This is a genomic window from Streptomyces sp. BoleA5 (assembly GCF_000373665.1).
Lineage (GTDB): Bacteria > Actinomycetota > Actinomycetes > Streptomycetales > Streptomycetaceae > Actinacidiphila.
On record NZ_KB892154.1, the window covers coordinates 224,862 to 241,290 of the forward strand.

Sequence of the window (16,429 nt, forward strand, 5' to 3'; positions counted from 1 at the left end):
GATGTCATCTCGCGTTTGAACCGGTTTAAACGAGCGATGGGGGAACCATGAACCCCAGAGAGCGGAGTGTCAAGGGGCTGCTTTCGGTTGGGGAGTTGTATACGGCAAATGTGCCGACAAGTCTGAAATGTCGATATGCCCTGCCGTCACCGTGTACCGAGTGCGCGGCGACGCTGCGTCACGGCCCGCGAGGCCACGGGTGCGCCGTGCCGGGCTGCTGCTACCGTCTGGCCGACCCCGGGCCCACGCGGACGGAGAGAGCGATGGCAACGGATGTGTTCCCCGACACGGTCCTGCACACCGAGCGATTCGTCCTGCGCCCGTTCACCCCGGACGACGCCCAGGACACCTGGGCAAGCTGCGTGGACCCCCTCACCCAGCGGTGGCTGCCCCTGCCCCGGCCCTACACACCCGAAGAGGCGATGGCCTGGTGCACGACGGGCTCCCACGCCCTGCGCGCGTCGGGCGACGGCATCCACTTCGCCGTCGCCGAGCGGGACGGCGGACGGCTGGTGGGCACCGTCGGTCTGAAGCGCACCGACTGGCGGGTGCGGACGAGCGAGGTGGGCTACTGGGTCTCGCCCTGGGCGAGAGGACGCGGAACCGCCGCGGAGGCGACCCGGGCGCTGGCGGCATGGCTGCTGACCGAACAGGGCTTCCACCGCCTGGAACTGCGCGCGGCGACGGGCAACACCGCGTCCCGGCGGGTCGCCGCGAAGGCCGGCCTGCGCCGTGAAGGCGTCCTGCGCGACGCGGGCTTCGTGCACACAGGCCGCGTCGACCTCGTCGTGTTCTCCCTGGTGCGCGGCGACCTGGCGGCCGCGCCGGCGGATGATCGGAGCGCGGCCGTGGACGGGTCGCCGACGGAAGCGGAACTGGATGTGTTGGCGGAGCGCGCCGCGAGTGCGTCGCCCGGCCCGCTGGAGACCACTGCCGCAGACCCGGGCGGGGAGCGACGGGGCGGGTTTCCCGCGGGGCGGGGCGGCCGGTGGTGAGGGCGGCGACGAGTGGCGTCTCACGGGGGTCACCGCCGGGCGTCAGGTCGCCGGCCCGGACGAACGGATCGACGTCGAGCCCGACTTCGTGGCCGCCGCCCGCCGGGACGTGCCGCGGCTGGTCGCCGAGGTGCGCCGGCTGGAGGCCGCGCTTGCGGCGGAGAACTCCTGAAGGCGCCTCAGGCCCCCGCCGCGTCATTGCGGTGGGGGCCCGACTCATGGCGATGAGAACTCCGGCAGGGAGAAGCGGAGCCCTCCGACTGCACCACCGCCCAGCCTGGTCGCGGGACCGCGTAGGCGCATGTCGCGCTGGGCCGGACGGGTGATGTCCCGGCAGGCCTAAAGCGGTGACCGGCCCCAGGCCATGAGCATGCCGGGAGGCAGGTCGGCGCACTCAGGGGAGTCCAGGTGACGCACCGCCTCGTCGACGAGGGTGTCGTCGACGAGACCCGTGGCGATCATGGTCGATCGGCTCCGGTCCAACGTCTGCGCCCAGAACCGGCTGATCGCGCTGCCCGGCATGAGCGGCGGCACGTGGATCTCGGCCGCCACCGATCGCAGCCCCGCCGCCCTGAGCATCCCGGGGTAGCGGGGCACCCAGGAGACGTCGGTGCCGATCGAGTCGCGCAGCCCCCGCCACATCGCCCGCACGGCCAGCGTGAACGGCGTGTCGGGGGCGTCGGCGGTGGTGAGGTCGACGGCGTCGCAGACCACCAGGACGCCGCCGGGGGCGAGCAGGCGGCCGAGCGTGGCGATCACGCGTTCCGGCGACGGCAGGTGCATCAGCACGAACCGGGCGTGGACGAGGTCGAAGCGCCCCGGTGGGAAGCCGTCGGCGGTGACGTCCGCCTGGCGCACCGTCAGGCCCGGGGCGGGGCGTGCCGCAAGGAAGCGCACGTCCCGGTCGACGGCGAGCACCTCGGAGACCCCGGCCTCGCGCAGCAGCCTGTGCGCCACGGTGCCCGTGCCGGCGCCCACGTCCAGACAGCGCCATCCCGGACCCGCCCCGAGCTGCCGCAGGCGGGCGAGTGTCGTGTCGTCGAACGTGGCGGCGGCGAGGTCGACGCGGCCGCCCTCACCTGCGTCCTCGGGGCGGAAGAAGCGCTCCCCGTAGCGACCGGCGCTCGTCATGCCCTCATTGTGGCAACGGGCGGGCGCGGCCACACCTTGGCGCCCGGACGCTACACCGCGGTGTACCCGCCGTCGACGGTCAGTGTGGCGCCGTGGATCTGCGAGGCCTCGTCGCTCGCCAGGAACACCACGGCCGAGGCCACCTCCGCCGGGGTGCCGGCGCGGCGCGCGGGCATGCGGGAGACGATCGGGGTCAGGTGCTCGCCCATCGCCGCCACCTTGTCGGTCAGGGTGGGGCCGGGGGCCACGGTGTTGACCCTGACGCCGTGCGGGCCGTACTCCGCCGCCCACGACGTCGTCAGCGAGTGCACGGCCGCCTTGGTCATGCTGTAGAGCGCCGAGTTCGCCGAGCCCCGCATGCCGGCGATGGACCCCAGGTTGACCACGGCGCCGTGTCCGCGCTCGGCCATCGGGGGCGCCAGAAGGCCGGTGAGCAGGAACACCGACCGCACGCTCACCGCCAGCGCCTGGTCGACGGTCTCCTGCGGGACCTCGGCGGTCGGCGTCGGCGTGAGCAGGAGCGCCGCGTTGTTGACGAGGACGTCGATCCGTCCGCCGGCCGCAGCGAGCGCGCCGGTGGCGAGGCGGCCGACGGCGTCGGCGCCACCCGACAGGTCGGCGCCGACGAACGCGGCCGAGCCGCCGTCCTTCTCGATGCGTGCCACCACGTCGGCGCCGCGGGCCTCGTCGCGTCCGCTGACGACGACGAACGCGCCCTCGGCGGCCAGGGCCGCCGCGATGGCGGCGCCGAGGCCTGTGGTGGAACCGGTGACCAGGGCCGTCCGCCCGGTGAGTCGCTGGGTCATGTGCCGTGCCTTTCTCCGTGAACCGGCTGGGAACGGCCAAGGTGCCACCCGAAAAATGGACCTGCAAGTCCAGAAAGTGGCACGATGGAGGCATGGCACCACGACTCACGGCCAAGGGCGCCGCCACCCGGCAACGCATCGTCGAGGGGGCCGCGGAGCAGATCCGCGAACGCGGCGCGACCGAGTCAACCCTGGACGACATCCGCGCCCGTACGGCCACCAGCAAGAGCCAGCTCTTCCACTACTTCCCCGGCGGCAAGGAGGAACTGCTGCTCGCCGTCGCCCGGCACGAGGCCGGCCGGGTGCTCTCCGACCAGCAGCCGCACCTCGGCGCGCTCACCTCACGGCAGGCCTGGTACGACTGGCGGGACGCGGTCGTCGACCGCTACCGGCGGCAGGGGCAGCAGTGCCCGCTCGGCACGCTCGTCTCGCAGCTGAGCCCCGCCACGCCCGGGGCGCAGGCCGTCACCAGGGAACTCCTCGCGTCCTGGCAGGCCCAGATCACCAGCGGCATCCGGGTCATGCAGGAGAAGCGGGAGATCTCACCGGAATTGGACGCCGACCGTGCCGCGGCCGCTCTGCTCGCGGGCATCCAGGGCGGGGTCTCGATCCTGATGTCGACGGGATCGCTCACCCACCTTGAGGTCGCCCTCGACCTGGGCATCGAACGGCTCCTCGCCGCACCCGCAACTGTCTCGGCACCCGCACCGGTCCCGGCACCCGCACCGGCGCACGTACCGCCGGCCCACTGACCGGGCACGGCGCCGCTCAGAGGACCTCCAGCGGCACCGGCCCGCGCGGCGGCGGGAAGGCCGCGTCCAGCGCCGCCAGCGCGTCCGGGGAGAGCCGGAGGTCGGCCGCGGCGCGGTTCTCCCGCACGTGCTCAGGCCGCCCCGAGCGGGGGATCGCCGCCACGCCCTGCTCCAGCACCCACGCCAGTGCGACCTGGGCGGGCGTGGCGCCGAGGCCGTCCGCCACGGCCCGCAGCGGTGCGGACCGCAGCAGCCGGCCCCGCTCGACGGGGGAGTACGCCATCACGCCGGCCCGGTTGCGCCGGCACCAGGGCAGCAGGTCCCACTCGATGCCGCGCCGGGTGAGGTTGTAGGGCACCTGGTCCACCGCCACCGCCGACCCGCCCGGGACGGCGACCAGTTCGGCCATGTCCCGGGCGTCCAGGTCGCAGACCCCCCAGGTGCGGATCCTGCCCCGTGCCATCAGCTCGGTGAACCCGGCGAGGGTCTCCTGCAGCGGATGCCGTCCCCGCCGGTGCAGCACGTACAGGTCGAGGATGTCGGTACGGAGCCGTCGCAGGCTCGCCTCACAGGCGGCGACGACACCACGGCGGTCGGCGTGGTCCGGGAGCACCTTGCTCACGAGGAAGACCTCGGTTCGGCGTCCCGCGATGGCCTCCCCGACCAGTTCCTCCGACGCGCCGTCGCCGTACATCTCCGCGGTGTCGACGATCGGCATGCCGAGGTCCAGACCGAGCCGCAGGGCGGCGATCTCCTCGCGGCGGCGACCCGGGTCCTCGCCGAGGCGCCAGGTGCCCTGGCCGAGCGCGGGGATGTCCCGCGAGGAGAGCCGGACCGTACGCATCGACGCTGTCGCCATCCCTGCCTCCCCTGCGCGGCACACCTTCAGGCCACCACCCCGCATCCGGACCCGCAACCCGGTGGAGGGCGACGGACGCTACTCCGGAACTGGTCCTGGCCGGCTCCGGCGTCCTCGTGCGCGGTGCCGACCTCGGGGTGGAGTTCACCGGCGGCCGGCTGATCGAGTACGCCACGGACCGGCCGGTGGACGCCGACCGTGCACGGGAGGTCCTCGCCGGCGCCGGGTTCCCCAGGGCGGTCGTGCAGACCTCGGGCGAGGACCGTCTCACCGTGCGCACCGCGGAGCTGACGGAGCCGGAGGAGGACCGCGTCACCGCGGCGATCGGCGGCCTCGGAGGGCAGGCGGACAAACTCCGCGACGAGTCCGTCGGACCGGGCATCGGCGAGGAGTTGCGGCGCGGTGCCGTCATCGCCCTCGTCGTGGCGCTGACCGCCCAGCTCCTTTACCTCGTCGCCCGGTTCCGGTGGACGTTCGGCGCGGCGGCGGTGGTCGCCATGGCGCACGACGTCGTCGTCCTGGCCGGGGTGTTCGCCTGGCTCGGCAAGCCCGTCGACGGCGTCTTCGTCGCGGCCCTGCTCACGGTCATCGGCTACTCCGTCAACGACTCGGTGGTCGTCTTCGACCGGGTCAGGGAACTGACCCGGCGCGAGCGGAAGCGCCCCTTCGCCCGCGTGGCCAACGCGGCGGTCCTGCAGACGGTGCCCCGTACCGCGAACACCGGGACGGGCGCGGCGTTCATCCTCACCGCGCTCGCCGTGCCGGGGGAGGGATCCCTCGCCGGCTTCGCGCTGGCCCTGCTCATCGGGCTGGCCGTGGGCACCTGGTCCTCGGTCTTCACCGCGGCGCCGCTCGCCGTGGAACTGCACCGGCGCGAGCGGGCGCCGGTGGTCGCGCGCCGCGTGGCGGCCGGCTGAGCGGGCGCCCGGCCCGGCGGGGTCCGGTGGCGATGCTCCGCCCGGGTGGTCGGGGGCGCACGGCCCCCCGGGCGGGGTAGGCAGCACAGCGGGGCCAGTCCTCGCCGCCGCAACCCACGGAGCCGTCGTGAAAATCGGGATCTCGACCTTCATCACCGACCAGGGCATCCGCCCCGCCCCGCTCGGGACCGCCCTGGAGGAACGGGCGTTCGACTCGCTGTTCATCGCGGAGCACAGCCACATCCCGGTGCGCCGCGAGAGCCCCTATCCCGGGGGCGGCGAACTGCCGGAGATGTACTACCGCACCCTCGACCCCTTTGTCGCCCTGTCCGTGATCGCCGCCGTCACCCGGCGCCTGCTGCTGGGCACCGGGATCGCCCTGGTCCCGCAGCGCGACCCGATCCACACGGCCAAGGAGGTGGCCTCCCTCGACCTGGTCTCCGACGGCCGCGCCGTCTTCGGTGTCGGCGTCGGCTGGAACCGCGAGGAGATGCGGAACCACGGTGCCGACCCCGCCACGCGGGGTCTGCTCACCGACGAACGCCTGCGGGCGATGCGCGAGCTGTGGACCGCGGACCAGGCCGAGTTCCACGGCCGGTTCGTCGATTTCGACCCCGTCTTCGCCTGGCCCAAGCCGGTGCAGCGGCCGCACCCGCCCATCTACGTCGGCGGCGGCGAGGGCGGGTTCCGCCGGGTCGCCGAATTCGGTGACGCCTGGATCGCCAACAGCGACGGGCCGGACGACCTCGGCCCGCGCATGGAGCGGCTGCGCGAGGTCGCCGGACGGGACGTGCCCGTGACGGTGTACGGGGTCCGCGGCGGCGAGGAGCACCTCGAGGGCTACCGGCGGCTCGGCGTCGAACGGGTCCTGCTCCACCTGCCGACGCTGCCCGAACCGCAGGCCCTGGAGCACCTGGACCGACTGGCGGCGCTCGCCGACCGGTTCCGCTGACCGGCGGGCCACGACGAGGGGAGGGCCCGATGCCGGTCCTGACCGGCGGCGAGGCGCGCGAGCGCTTCGCCGCGGCACGCGTCGCCCGCCTGGCCACCACCGACCCGTCCGGGACACCGCACCTGGTGCCGGTGGTCTTCGCCGTGGACGGCGACACGGTCGCGCTGGCTGTCGACCACAAGCCCAAGCGGACCACGCGCCTCAAACGCCTGGCCAACATCGAGGCCAACCCCGCGGTCTGCCTGCTCGCCGACCACTACGACGAGGACTGGGATCTGCTGTGGTGGGCCCGCGCCGACGGCACGGCCCGTGTCCTCCCCCCGGCCGGCGGATCCGCCGCGGCCGACCGCCTCGTCGCCCTGCTGACCGCCAGGTACGGCCAGTACACCGGCCGTCCGCCGGAAGGGCCGGTGGTGGAGGTCTCCGTACGGCGCTGGAGCGGCTGGCGGGCCGGGTGAGCCCTGGGCGGGCCGGGCGCTGGGGCGTCAGCCCGCCAGCCGGCGCGCCAGGTAGGGCGCCGTACGGCTCCCGTCCGACTCGGCCACGTGAGCGGGCCGCCCGGTGGCGACGACGCGGCCGCCCGCGTCCCCGCCGCCGGGTCCCAGGTCGACCACCCAGTCGGCGCCCGCCACGACGCTCATCTCGTGCTCGACGACGAAGACCGAGTGGCCCGCGTCGACCAGCCCGTGCAACTGCCGCATCAGCAGCTCCACATCGGCGGGGTGCAGCCCGGTGGTGGGCTCGTCCAGCAGGTACACGGTGTGCCCGCGGCGGCCGCGCTGCAGCTCCGAGGCGAGCTTGATGCGCTGCGCCTCGCCGCCCGACAGTTCGGTCGCCGGCTGCCCCAGCCGCAGATAGCCCAGCCCCACCTCCTGCAGGGTGCGCAGGCTCCGGGCGACCGGGGGGACGTCCGTGAAGAAGCCGGCCGCCGCGTCCACGGTCATGCCGAGCACCTCCGCGACGTTCCGTCCCCGGTAACGGACGGCCAGGGTCTCCTCGTTGTAGCGGTCCCCGTGGCAGGTCGGGCAGGGCGCGTAGGTGCCGGGCAGGAACAGCAGCTCGACGGCGACGAACCCCTCGCCCTGGCAGGTCTCGCAGCGGCCGCCCGCGACGTTGAAGGAGAACCGCCCTGCCGTGTGGCCGTGCCGCCGGGCGTCGTCGGTGGCCGCGAAGAGCTTGCGCACCGCGTCGAACAGGCCGGTGTAGGTGGCGAGGTTGGAGCGCGGGGTACGGCCGATGGGCTTCTGGTCCACCCGCACCAGGCGGTCCACCACCTGCAGCCCCTCCGCCAGGACGCCGGACGCCGGCCCAACGCCGGTGCCTTCCCACGCGTCGGCGTCGCCGCCCTCGCCCGCGTCAGCGGGATCCGCCGCCCCGTCCGCCGTGCCGGCCGGCCCCAGGTGTTCGGTCAGCACCGCCGCGAGCACGCCCACCAGCGTGGACTTGCCAGAACCCGACACCCCCGTGATCGCCGTGAACACCCCGAGGGGCAGCTCGACGTCCACGCCGCGCAGATTGTGCCGGGTGATGCCCCGCAGGCCCAGCCACGACGACGGTCGCCGTGCGGTGCGGCCGGCGGCCGGATCGGGTCCGGAGGCGAACAGGAAACGGCGGGTGGCGGACTCGGCGACCGCCTCCAGCCCGTCCACCGGGCCGCTGTAGAGCACCCGGCCGCCGCGCTCGCCCGCGAGCGGCCCGACGTCGACGATCCAGTCCGCGCGGCGCACCACGTCCATGTCGTGCTCGACGACGAACACCGAGTTCCCCGCCTCCCGCAGCCGCACCAGGACCGTCAGCAGCGCCTCGCTGTCCGCGGGGTGCAGCCCGGCCGACGGCTCGTCCAGTACGTATACGACCCCGAACAGGCCGGAGCGCAACTGGGTCGCCAGGCGCAGGCGTTGCAGCTCCCCGGGGGAGAGCGTCGGCGTCGTGCGGTCCAGGCTGAGGTAGCCCAGGCCGAGTTCGGTGACGACCTCGATCCGGGCGACGAGGTCCGCGCAGAGCGTCGCCGCGATCCGGCGCTGCGGACCCTCGGGCAGGTCGTCCACCGCGCCCCGGGCGACCGGGCGCAGCACCTCGGCGAGCCGCGCGAGCTGCATCGCGTTGAGTTCGGCGATGTTCCGCCCGGCGAAGGTGACGGCCAGCGACTCCGGACGCAGCCGGCTGCCGCCGCAGTCGGGGCACAGCGAGCTCTCCAGGAACCGTTCCGCGCGGGCGCGCAGCGCCGGGCTCTTGGAGTCGGCGAAGGTGTGCATCACATAGCGCCGCGCGCTCTGGAAGGTGCCCTGGTACGGACGCTGGATCCGGCCGGCCTCGCGGACCGGGTGGACGGTCACCACCGGCTGCTCGTCGGTGAACAGGATCCACTGCCGGTCCTCCGGGGACAGGTCGCGCCAGGGCCGGTCGACGTCGTACCCGAGGGTGCGCGTGACGTCCCGCAGGTTCTTCCCGTGCCAGGCGCCCGGCCAGGCGGCGATCGCCCCGTCGCGGATGCTCAGCGAGGGATCGGGGACCATCAGCTCCTCGGTGGCCCGGTGCACCCGGCCCAGCCCGTGGCAGACCGGGCAGGCGCCCGCGGCCGTGTTGGGCGAGAAGGCGTCGGAGTCCACGGATTCCGCGCCCCGCGGGTAGCGGCCCGCGCGGGAGAAGAGCATGCGCAGGGTGTTGGACAGGGTCGTAACGGTGCCCACGTACGAGCGGGAGGTCGGTGCCCCGCGGCGCTGTTCCAGCGCGACCGCCGGGGGCAGCCCCAGGACGTCGTCGACCGCCGGGGCGCCCACCTGGTGGATGAGCCGCCGGGCGTACGGGGCGACGGACTCGAAGTACCGGCGCTGCGCCTCGGCGTAGATCGTGCCGAACGCGAGCGAGGACTTGCCCGAGCCGGAGACCCCCGTGAACACCGCCAGCGCGTCCCGGGGGACGTCCACGTCGACGTTCCGCAGATTGTGCTCGCGGGCGCCGCGCACCCGGACGTACGGGTCGTGGGCCGAGGTGTTCATGCCCCTCCGGGGAATGGCGCGGCGGTACGGGACGGGCGCGCGGCACCGCGCCCCCGGCACCAGTGTGCGCGCGGGCGCGGGCGCCCGCAGGTCCACGGCGGGGCCGCCGGTGCGGGCGGGAAGGGCGACGTCACGGCAGGTAGGACAGCAGCTTGCGGGCGGCGGGGGAGACCCGGTCCTCCTGGGGAAGGGCGGCCGACACCTCCCAGATGTGGTCCTCGGCGCCCGCCAGCCGCACGGTGCGCAGGCCCGCGGCGTGCTCCTTGCGGGCGATGGGCTGCGGCACGACGGCGATCCCGAGGCCGTGGTGGACCAGGTCGATCAGGCTGTGCACGTCGTTGACCTCCAGGGCGACCCGGCGCTCCACACGGTTCGCCGCGAAGGCCCGGTCGGTGAGCCCGCGGGCACCCCAGTCGGGATGGAAGTCCACGAACTCCTCGCCGCCGAGATCCGCCCAGCCGGCCGTCTCCGCCCCGGCCAGCCGGTGCCCGGGATGGCACAGCAGGACCATCGGGGCCCGGGTGATCGGACGCAGCCGCACCCCCTCGGGCGCCTCCCCGCTCAGTGCCGTGAACGCCACGTCCAGCCGGCCGCTGGTGATGTCCTGCACCAGGGCGGCGGACCCGGCCTGCCGCAGCCGGACCTCGACACCCGGGTGCCGGGCGCGGAAGCGGGCCAGCAGTGCCGGCACGTCGACCCCGGCCAGGCACTGTTCGGTGCCGATGGTGAGCACACCGCGCATCAGGCCCTGCACCGCCGCAACCGCCTCCTTCGCGGCCCGCACGCTCGCCAGCGTGCGGCAGGCCTCGTCCAGCAGGGCCCGGCCCGCCGCGGTCAGCTCCACGCTGCGGGTGCTGCGCACGAACAGCGGCGTCCCGAGCTCCTGCTCCAGGGCGCGCACGGAGGCGGACAGTCCCGACTGGGAGATCATGAGGCGCTCGGCGGCGCGGGTGAAGTGGTGCTCCTCCGCGACCGCGACGAAGTACTCGAGATGGCGTAGCTCCATGATTCAGAAGCCTAGCTCCTGAATGTGTTCGCCTTCTTCTATTGGACGTGTGGGCGCAGCTCCGGCGAGGCTTGTTCCCGTGCCCGCACGGCCGCGGCCCGTATCCGGTCGTGCCGGCACGCCATCAGTGCGCAACCAGTGCGCCGTCGGTACGCAAGAGCCGAGACGCAAGCCGAGAAAGGCCACGGACACATGCAGACTCGCCGCATCGGGGACACCGAGGTCAGCGCGATCGGCCTGGGCGGCATGCCCATGTCGATCGAGGGCCGGCCGGACGAGGCGAGGTCCATCGAGACCGTCCACGCGGCCCTCGACGCCGGTGTCACCCTCATCGACACGGCGGACGCCTACCACCTGCACGCCGACGAGGTCGGCCACAACGAGACCCTGATCGCCAAGGCGCTGGCGTCCCACGGACGCGGCTCCGAGGTCCTGGTCGCCACCAAGGGCGGTCACCTGCGCCCCGGCGACGGCCGCTGGACCCTCGACGGCTCTCCCGAGCACATCAAGCGGGCCTGTGAGGACTCGCTGCGGCGGCTGGGCGTGGAGGCCATCGGGCTGTACCAGTTCCACCGCCCCGACCCCAAGGTTCCGTACGCGGAGTCCGTGGGCGCCGTGCGCGACCTGCTCGACGAGGGCAAGATCCGCATGGCCGGCGTCTCCAACGCGAACCCGGAGCAGATCCGGCAGGCGGACGAGATCCTGGGCGGCCGTCTGGTCTCCGTGCAGAACCAGTTCTCACCGGCGTTCCGCTCCAGCGAGCCGGAGCTCGAGCTGTGCCACGAGCTCGGCATCGCCTTCCTGCCGTGGAGCCCGCTCGGCGGCATCTCCCGGGCCGGCGAACTCGGCTCTGCCTACGCGCCGTTCGCCCGGGTCGCGCAGACCCACGGGGTCAGCCCGCAGCGCGTGTGCCTGGCGTGGATGCTCGCCAAGTCCCCGTACGTGATCCCGATCCCGGGCTCCAGCCGCCCGGAGACCATCCGCGACTCGGTGGCCGCGGCGGAACTCGTGCTCACCGCCGAGGAGATCGCGGAGCTGGACGCCGTCTGACGCGGTCGTGCCCGGGGCGGGGCGGGGCGGTGCGCCGCCCCGCCCCGGCGCACGCGTCAGGCGTTGGGGTCGAACGGGATGCCCGCCGGCTTGGCCTTCGCCAGGTGGTCGTTGAAGTTGCCGTCCTTCAGCCCGAAGACCGCGCTGCCGAAGTCGGCCTGGCTCAGCTTCTCGCGCAGGCCCGCGGGGTAGCCGTTCCAGCCGATCAGGTCCGGGAACTGCCAGCCGTGGTAGTGGTTCTCCGGCGGCTCGTCGTTGGTGTTGGCGGGACGGAAGCAGTGCGTGCTCACGCCGTCCTTGTGGTAGACGACCTTGGGATGGGTCCCGTCCCAGCGGATCTGGTCGCGGCCGTAGACGTTGAAGTTGCCGTGCGCCGACGTGGACACGTACTGGGCCTGGTCGTCCTTCACCCAGACCACGACGTGCTCCCAGTCGTGGCGGTGGCCGCCGAGGCTGATGCCGGGTATGGCCTGGTCCTTCTCGAAGTAGAGCCCGTAGATGATGGCGCACCAGCCGTTGTTGCACTTGTAGCGGGCGTAGCCGTTGGTGTTGTCCAGATCCGACTGGTCGCGGCAGTTGCCGTTGAGGGCGCCGGTGGGGTTCAGGCCCGGGTTGATGGTGCCGTCGGGGCCGATGGCGGGGGTGGCGTAGCAGCCGTCCGTGTCGTAGTCGAACGCCGGCTGGAACGTCTGCTCCAGGCCGTCCGCGTTGGCGGGCAGGGCGGTGGGCGGGGCGGCGAACGCCGTCCCCGGAAGGGCGATCACCAGCGCGACCGCGCTGCCGACGACAGCCGGGACCCTGCCGATACGCGAGCTTCTCTTCACTTGCTTCCTCCAGGTCGACCGCGGTGGGGGCGTGCACGGCCTGATTGACATGCCCGGATCAGCCTGGCCGAACCGCGACGACGTGTCGAGCCTCGTCGGATGTCTCCTTGATGAAGCGTCAGCCAATAGTGGGGACAGGCCTCTTCGGGCGTGCCGTCCGGAGACTGTCACCGCCGGGTACCGATCAGGCTCGCTCCCGGGACGAGCGCGGGACAGGCGCGGGACGATGCCGTCGGACGGCGGCGACGGACGCCGTGGGGGCGTCCCGGAGGAGGGGGAAACCATGAAGTACGCAGTGCCCGCGCCCCTGTTGCTGTTGCTCCTGACCGCCTGCGGGGGCAAGGGCGCCGAGGCCGGCGCGGGACCGTCGACCAGTGCACCGGCGCCGGACGCGAGCGCGAGCGCGTCGCGGAGCGCCTCCGCGGCAGACCCGTCGCGCGGCGGTGAGGCCAACCCGGTCGACGCCGCCTCGTTCTGCGCCTTCCTCACCGATGAGCGGTCCAAGGTGGAGGACGTCGGCTCCGGCGTCGGCGCCCAGGCCGCGCTGGCCATCGACCTGGCCACCTGGCTCGCCGACCACCCGGAACAGCAGCCGCGCACCGCGGCGGACTTCGACGCCGCGGCGCTGGAGCGCTGCCCCGAGGCCCGCGAGTCGATCCTGGCCGCCACGGACCACGACAGCCTCAAGGAGGCGCTCGGCTGACGGGCGCGTCGGTACGGCGGTCCGGGCGGGCCCGGGCACGCCCTTCAGGCGTCCCGGTCGGGCGGGGGGTGAGGCGACGCGGCCGGTCGGCGTAGCCCGCCGCGCCGAGAGCGGGCCGCGCGTCGAGGCTGGTGAGCAGCCGTCCGCCCGCACGACCCCGAGGAGACCCCATGACATCCATGAGCGCGGAGGCCGACGCCCACGAGTCGGGCACCTTCGAGCTGGGCGGTGATCTGCCCGTCCACCGTCTGGGGTACGGGACGATGCAGCTCACGGGGGAGGGGGTCTGGGGCGATCCCCCGGACCCCGAGGAGGCCGTACGGGTTCTGCGGCGCGCGGTCGCCCTCGGTGTCACCTTCATGGACACCGCCGACGCCTACGGCCCCTTCACCGCCGAGCTGCTCATGCGCAAGGCCCTCCACCCGTATCCGCCGGACCTGGTGATCGCCACGAAGGCGGGCTTCGCCCGCCCGGGGCCCGGCGAGTGGGTCGCGGTCGGGCGGCCCGCGTACCTGAGGCAGCAGGTCGAGCTGAGCCTGCGCCATCTGGGCGTCGAGCGCATCGACCTGCTGCAGCTCCACCGCGTCGACCCCGAAGTGCCCATCGCGGACCAGGTCGGCGAACTCGCCGCCATGCAGCAGGAGGGCAAGATCCGGCACATCGGGCTCAGCGAGGTGACCACGGCCCAGATCGAGGAGGCATCGAGGACCGCGACCATCGTCTCCGTCCAGAACCGCTACAACCTCGCCGACCGCGCGTCCGAGGACGTCCTCGCCCACGCCGAGCGAAACGGCATGGGCTTCATCCCCTGGTACCCGCTCGCCACGGGAGGACTGGCCCGCAAGGGCGGTCCCCTGGACCGGATCGCCGAGGAGCACGGCGCCCAGCCGTCCCAGCTGGCCCTCGCCTGGCTGCTGCGGCGTTCACCGGTCATGCTGCCCATCCCGGGCACGTCGAAGGTCGCGCACCTGGAGCACAACATCGCCGCCGCGGGCATCCGGCTCACCGACCAGCAGTACGAGGAGCTGACGGCGGCGGTCTGACACGCGGACGCGGACCAGCCGGCGCCCGGTGGCGCGGGTACGCCGCCACCGGGCCGCCGCAGCGGGTCCCGTCAGGAGTCCTGGGTCTTCAGGCACTGCGCCTTGGGGTCGTGGGCGTCGATCTCGCCGCCGAGGTTCAGGACGCTGGCCTGGAGTTCCTCCTCGTCGTCCGGACCGTCGGACCGCGTGGTGCCGGCCTGCAGGTCGGCGAGGTCGAGGCTCGCCGAGGTCTGCTGCGCCACCCGGGAAAGGCCCAGAGCGAGTTCCTGCCAGTCGGAGTCGAGACGCGCGGCCTGGGCGGCCTGGCGGGCGCTGTCCTCGAGAGCGGGTACGACCCTTCGGTGGGCCGTCTTCCGGGCGTCCGCAGTGCTGAAGTCCGAGGTGAGGAACATCTCGTAGTTTGCGCACGCCTCACGGGCGAGTCCGCGTGCCCGGTCGGCGTCGCCCGACCCGCAGGCACCGACCGAAGCCGCCGCGGCGAGGACGAGGGCGCATGCCCTCAGGGATGATCTTTGCATGGTGCCATCATTCCTGTGGTCGGGGATATGCACGTGCGAACTCCCCGATTCCCGCGCCACACTGCGGGGATGACGTCCGACACCGACGCCCTGACTCCGCGGGAGCGGGCCCTGCGCCATGTGGCGGGGCTGTCGTCGGGGCCTCCGGTCGATCCGGCGCTGCGCGTGACGCTGAACTTCCACCCGGACCGGGCGGCGCGGGGCGAGACGGTGCTGGAGGCCCTGGCCGAGGCGGGGGTCTACCTCTCGCAGTTCGCCACGGGGACGAGCAACGGCGGCCTGACCGCCCGCCCGGGCGGCGACCGGTGGCGGTGGGAGAGCCGCATCTTCGACGGGGCGTACGACGCCGCGCCCGCCGCCGAACGCCCCGTGTACGGGGCGCTGGACTTCCGCCGCGGGACGGTCGGCGCCGCACCGCGCTTCGGCTCCGCCCACTTCCGTCTGACCGCCAGGACCTTGGCGCGGACGACGTTCTGCTACCCCGACAGTTACTTCGAGCCCTCCGACTTCGGCGTCGCGGAGCGCATGGGGCTGATCGCGCTCGCCTTGGCCGACTCCAAGGACGCCCTCGACGACTACATCGAGGCGCAGGTCCACGGCCCGGTGCGCCTGGACGGGGACGTCGAGGCGCTCGTCCTGGACCCCTGCTACCGGGGCACGGCCGTGGAGGCCGCCGCCCGGCGGCTGCCGTGCCCCCTGGAGTGGCACGGCGGCTTCCGGCTCACCGTGGAGGAGTTGCGCCTCAGGCCCGCCTACCGCGGTCAGGAGTACGTGGACCTGGGCGCCCGGATCGCGGTCGGCGGAGTGCTCGACCCGCGCGCGATCGGCCTGGCGGCCGCCACGGGGCGGCACGACGCGCAGGCACTCAAGAAGGTGTGGCACTGCGTCGCCCGCTTCGGGGCGGCCACCGCCGCAGGCTGACGCCGTGGGGCAACGCGCCGAAGGCCGGGGCGGGCGGCGTCCGGTGGTTCAGGCGGAACAACTGCGGTCGGCACGGGACCTGGTGGAGGTTGCAGGACGACGCCGCTTCGCCCGGAGCCGGACCCGCGTCCTGACCGCGAGCCCGGACGGCACCGCGCCTCCCCTGTCGTCCAGGCGGGCCTGGCGGGTCACCCGGTGCGTGCGGTAGGAAGATCGAATGACACACGCTCCCGTCTGCGGTCCCGAAGGTCCCCTGCGTGCCACGGCCGCCGCCCGCGGGCCGCTGCCGGTGCGCGCCGTGCTCTTCGACTTCTCCGGAACCCTGTTCCAGATCGCCTCGTACGCGGACCGCATCCGCGCCGCGCTCGGACGGTCGGTGGACGGAGCGGAGATGGAGCGGCTGCTCGACGGGCTGGAGGCGGGGCTCGCGGACCCCGAGGTGGTGCGCGCGCAACCGGGGCGGGACGTCTCCTCCAAGGCGCACCGTCACGCCTTCACGACGTGGTACGCCTCCGTCCCCGCACTCGCGCCCTACGCCGACGCGCTCTACGACCAACTGCGGGCCCCCGCCCACTGGGTGCCGTACGCCGACGCCGGGGCCACGCTGGAGGCACTGCGGGACGTGGGCATCGCCCTGGGCGTCGTCAGCGACGTCGGCTGGGACCTGCGGCCGACCTTCGCCCACCACGGGCTCGACCACCACTTCTCCGCGTGGGTGCACTCCTACGCGTACGACACCGAGAAGCCCGACCCCGTCCTGTTCGGGCACGCCTGCGGAGCGCTGGGCGTGGACCCGGCCGAGACGCTGATGGTCGGTGACCACCCCGCCAAGGACGGCGGCGCGGCCGGCACCGGGCTGCGCTCGTACGTCCTGCCGGCCGGCGCCGCCCCCGGCGCGCACCGCGGCCTGGACGCGGTGCTCCGGCTGGCCGGGCTTCGGCCCTGAGCGGGCC

16 protein-coding genes and 1 pseudogene are annotated in these 16,429 nt (G+C 73.8%); 10 read left to right on the top strand and 7 right to left on the bottom strand.

What is annotated here, in order from left to right:
* Positions 1 to 263 precede the first annotated feature (263 nt).
* Positions 264 to 995, top strand: a complete 732-nt coding sequence (locus tag B085_RS45080) for a GNAT family N-acetyltransferase (RefSeq protein ID WP_078620246.1) — start codon at positions 264 to 266, stop codon at positions 993 to 995.
* Between the two features lie 339 nt (positions 996 to 1,334).
* Here the strand turns inward: B085_RS45080 and B085_RS0138085 are convergent, their stop codons facing one another.
* Complete coding sequence (locus B085_RS0138085) at positions 1,335 to 2,126, bottom strand: class I SAM-dependent methyltransferase (protein ID WP_018563851.1); 792 nt, start codon at positions 2,124 to 2,126, stop codon at positions 1,335 to 1,337.
* Positions 2,127 to 2,176: 50 nt separating this feature from the next.
* On the bottom strand, positions 2,177 to 2,932 hold the full coding sequence (locus tag B085_RS0138090) for an SDR family NAD(P)-dependent oxidoreductase (RefSeq protein ID WP_018563852.1): 756 nt from the start codon (positions 2,930 to 2,932) through the stop codon (positions 2,177 to 2,179).
* 92 nt (positions 2,933 to 3,024) lie between these two features.
* Here B085_RS0138090 and B085_RS45085 point away from each other — a divergent pair, with 92 nt between their 5' ends.
* On the top strand, positions 3,025 to 3,684 hold the full coding sequence (locus B085_RS45085; protein ID WP_018563853.1) for a TetR/AcrR family transcriptional regulator: 660 nt from the start codon (positions 3,025 to 3,027) through the stop codon (positions 3,682 to 3,684).
* Between the two features lie 16 nt (positions 3,685 to 3,700).
* On the opposite strand, the gene B085_RS0138100 is transcribed toward B085_RS45085, so the two are convergent.
* Complete coding sequence (locus B085_RS0138100; RefSeq protein ID WP_026251871.1) at positions 3,701 to 4,543, bottom strand: aldo/keto reductase; 843 nt, start codon at positions 4,541 to 4,543, stop codon at positions 3,701 to 3,703.
* A gap of 59 nt (positions 4,544 to 4,602) precedes the next feature.
* Here B085_RS0138100 and secF point away from each other — a divergent pair.
* The 3 genes and pseudogenes from secF to B085_RS0138115 all read left to right on the top strand — a co-directional run.
* Positions 4,603 to 5,460 (top strand): annotated as a pseudogene (gene secF, locus B085_RS0138105) (protein translocase subunit SecF); the annotation flags it as partial.
* A 127-nt stretch (positions 5,461 to 5,587) separates the two neighbouring features.
* A complete protein-coding gene (locus tag B085_RS0138110) occupies positions 5,588 to 6,412 on the top strand; it encodes an LLM class F420-dependent oxidoreductase (RefSeq protein WP_018563856.1) in 825 nt (274 codons plus the stop codon).
* Between the two features lie 29 nt (positions 6,413 to 6,441).
* A complete protein-coding gene (locus B085_RS0138115; protein WP_018563857.1) occupies positions 6,442 to 6,870 on the top strand; it encodes a TIGR03668 family PPOX class F420-dependent oxidoreductase in 429 nt (142 codons plus the stop codon).
* Positions 6,871 to 6,897: 27 nt separating this feature from the next.
* Here B085_RS0138115 and B085_RS0138120 read toward each other — a convergent pair whose 3' ends face one another.
* Positions 6,898 to 9,411 carry an excinuclease ABC subunit UvrA gene (locus tag B085_RS0138120; RefSeq protein WP_018563858.1) on the bottom strand — a complete coding sequence of 838 codons (2,514 nt, stop codon included), beginning with the start codon at positions 9,409 to 9,411 and terminating at the stop codon, positions 6,898 to 6,900.
* Between the two features lie 130 nt (positions 9,412 to 9,541).
* Positions 9,542 to 10,417, bottom strand: coding sequence for a LysR family transcriptional regulator (locus tag B085_RS0138125; protein WP_018563859.1), 876 nt, complete (start codon positions 10,415 to 10,417; stop codon positions 9,542 to 9,544).
* Positions 10,418 to 10,609: 192 nt separating this feature from the next.
* Here B085_RS0138125 and B085_RS0138130 point away from each other — a divergent pair, with 192 nt between their 5' ends.
* Entirely contained in the window at positions 10,610 to 11,467 is an 858-nt protein-coding gene (locus B085_RS0138130; RefSeq protein WP_018563860.1) for an aldo/keto reductase, read from the top strand.
* A 56-nt stretch (positions 11,468 to 11,523) separates the two neighbouring features.
* Here B085_RS0138130 and B085_RS0138135 read toward each other — a convergent pair whose 3' ends face one another.
* Complete coding sequence (locus B085_RS0138135) at positions 11,524 to 12,291, bottom strand: NPP1 family protein (protein WP_018563861.1); 768 nt, start codon at positions 12,289 to 12,291, stop codon at positions 11,524 to 11,526.
* Positions 12,292 to 12,574: 283 nt separating this feature from the next.
* Between B085_RS0138135 and B085_RS0138140 the strand changes: the two genes are divergently transcribed.
* Both B085_RS0138140 and B085_RS0138145 read left to right on the top strand, forming a co-directional pair.
* Entirely contained in the window at positions 12,575 to 12,994 is a 420-nt protein-coding gene (locus tag B085_RS0138140; RefSeq protein ID WP_018563862.1) for a hypothetical protein, read from the top strand.
* 170 nt (positions 12,995 to 13,164) lie between these two features.
* Positions 13,165 to 14,037: an aldo/keto reductase gene (locus tag B085_RS0138145; protein WP_018563863.1), complete on the top strand. Its 873-nt coding sequence runs from the start codon at positions 13,165 to 13,167 to the stop codon at positions 14,035 to 14,037.
* Between the two features lie 71 nt (positions 14,038 to 14,108).
* On the opposite strand, the gene B085_RS0138150 is transcribed toward B085_RS0138145, so the two are convergent.
* Positions 14,109 to 14,555 carry a hypothetical protein gene (locus tag B085_RS0138150; protein ID WP_158689910.1) on the bottom strand — a complete coding sequence of 149 codons (447 nt, stop codon included), beginning with the start codon at positions 14,553 to 14,555 and terminating at the stop codon, positions 14,109 to 14,111.
* 69 nt (positions 14,556 to 14,624) lie between these two features.
* Here B085_RS0138150 and B085_RS0138155 point away from each other — a divergent pair, with 69 nt between their 5' ends.
* Together B085_RS0138155 and B085_RS0138160 are read left to right on the top strand one after the other, a co-directional pair.
* A complete protein-coding gene (locus tag B085_RS0138155) occupies positions 14,625 to 15,476 on the top strand; it encodes a DUF3626 domain-containing protein (RefSeq protein WP_018563865.1) in 852 nt (283 codons plus the stop codon).
* 217 nt (positions 15,477 to 15,693) lie between these two features.
* The gene (locus B085_RS0138160) at positions 15,694 to 16,422 is read left to right on the top strand and encodes an HAD family hydrolase (RefSeq protein WP_018563866.1); all 729 of its coding nucleotides are present in this window, start codon (positions 15,694 to 15,696) and stop codon (positions 16,420 to 16,422) included.
* The last annotated feature ends 7 nt before the right edge of the window (positions 16,423 to 16,429 follow it).

What these genes read in the sequence shown, in the direction of transcription:
- B085_RS45080 (WP_078620246.1), top strand. Translation starts at nt 264, where the DNA reads ATGGCAACGGATGTGTTCCCCGACACGGTCCTGCACACCGAGCGATTC.
- B085_RS0138085 (WP_018563851.1), bottom strand. Translation starts at nt 2,126, where the DNA reads ATGACGAGCGCCGGTCGCTACGGGGAGCGCTTCTTCCGCCCCGAGGAC.
- B085_RS0138090 (WP_018563852.1), bottom strand. Translation starts at nt 2,932, where the DNA reads ATGACCCAGCGACTCACCGGGCGGACGGCCCTGGTCACCGGTTCCACC.
- B085_RS45085 (WP_018563853.1), top strand. Translation starts at nt 3,025, where the DNA reads ATGGCACCACGACTCACGGCCAAGGGCGCCGCCACCCGGCAACGCATC.
- B085_RS0138100 (WP_026251871.1), bottom strand. Translation starts at nt 4,543, where the DNA reads ATGGCGACAGCGTCGATGCGTACGGTCCGGCTCTCCTCGCGGGACATC.
- B085_RS0138115 (WP_018563857.1), top strand. Translation starts at nt 6,442, where the DNA reads ATGCCGGTCCTGACCGGCGGCGAGGCGCGCGAGCGCTTCGCCGCGGCA.
- B085_RS0138120 (WP_018563858.1), bottom strand. Translation starts at nt 9,411, where the DNA reads ATGAACACCTCGGCCCACGACCCGTACGTCCGGGTGCGCGGCGCCCGC.
- B085_RS0138125 (WP_018563859.1), bottom strand. Translation starts at nt 10,417, where the DNA reads ATGGAGCTACGCCATCTCGAGTACTTCGTCGCGGTCGCGGAGGAGCAC.
- B085_RS0138130 (WP_018563860.1), top strand. Translation starts at nt 10,610, where the DNA reads ATGCAGACTCGCCGCATCGGGGACACCGAGGTCAGCGCGATCGGCCTG.
- B085_RS0138140 (WP_018563862.1), top strand. Translation starts at nt 12,575, where the DNA reads ATGAAGTACGCAGTGCCCGCGCCCCTGTTGCTGTTGCTCCTGACCGCC.
- B085_RS0138145 (WP_018563863.1), top strand. Translation starts at nt 13,165, where the DNA reads ATGACATCCATGAGCGCGGAGGCCGACGCCCACGAGTCGGGCACCTTC.
- B085_RS0138150 (WP_158689910.1), bottom strand. Translation starts at nt 14,555, where the DNA reads ATGCAAAGATCATCCCTGAGGGCATGCGCCCTCGTCCTCGCCGCGGCG.
- B085_RS0138155 (WP_018563865.1), top strand. Translation starts at nt 14,625, where the DNA reads ATGACGTCCGACACCGACGCCCTGACTCCGCGGGAGCGGGCCCTGCGC.
- B085_RS0138160 (WP_018563866.1), top strand. Translation starts at nt 15,694, where the DNA reads ATGACACACGCTCCCGTCTGCGGTCCCGAAGGTCCCCTGCGTGCCACG.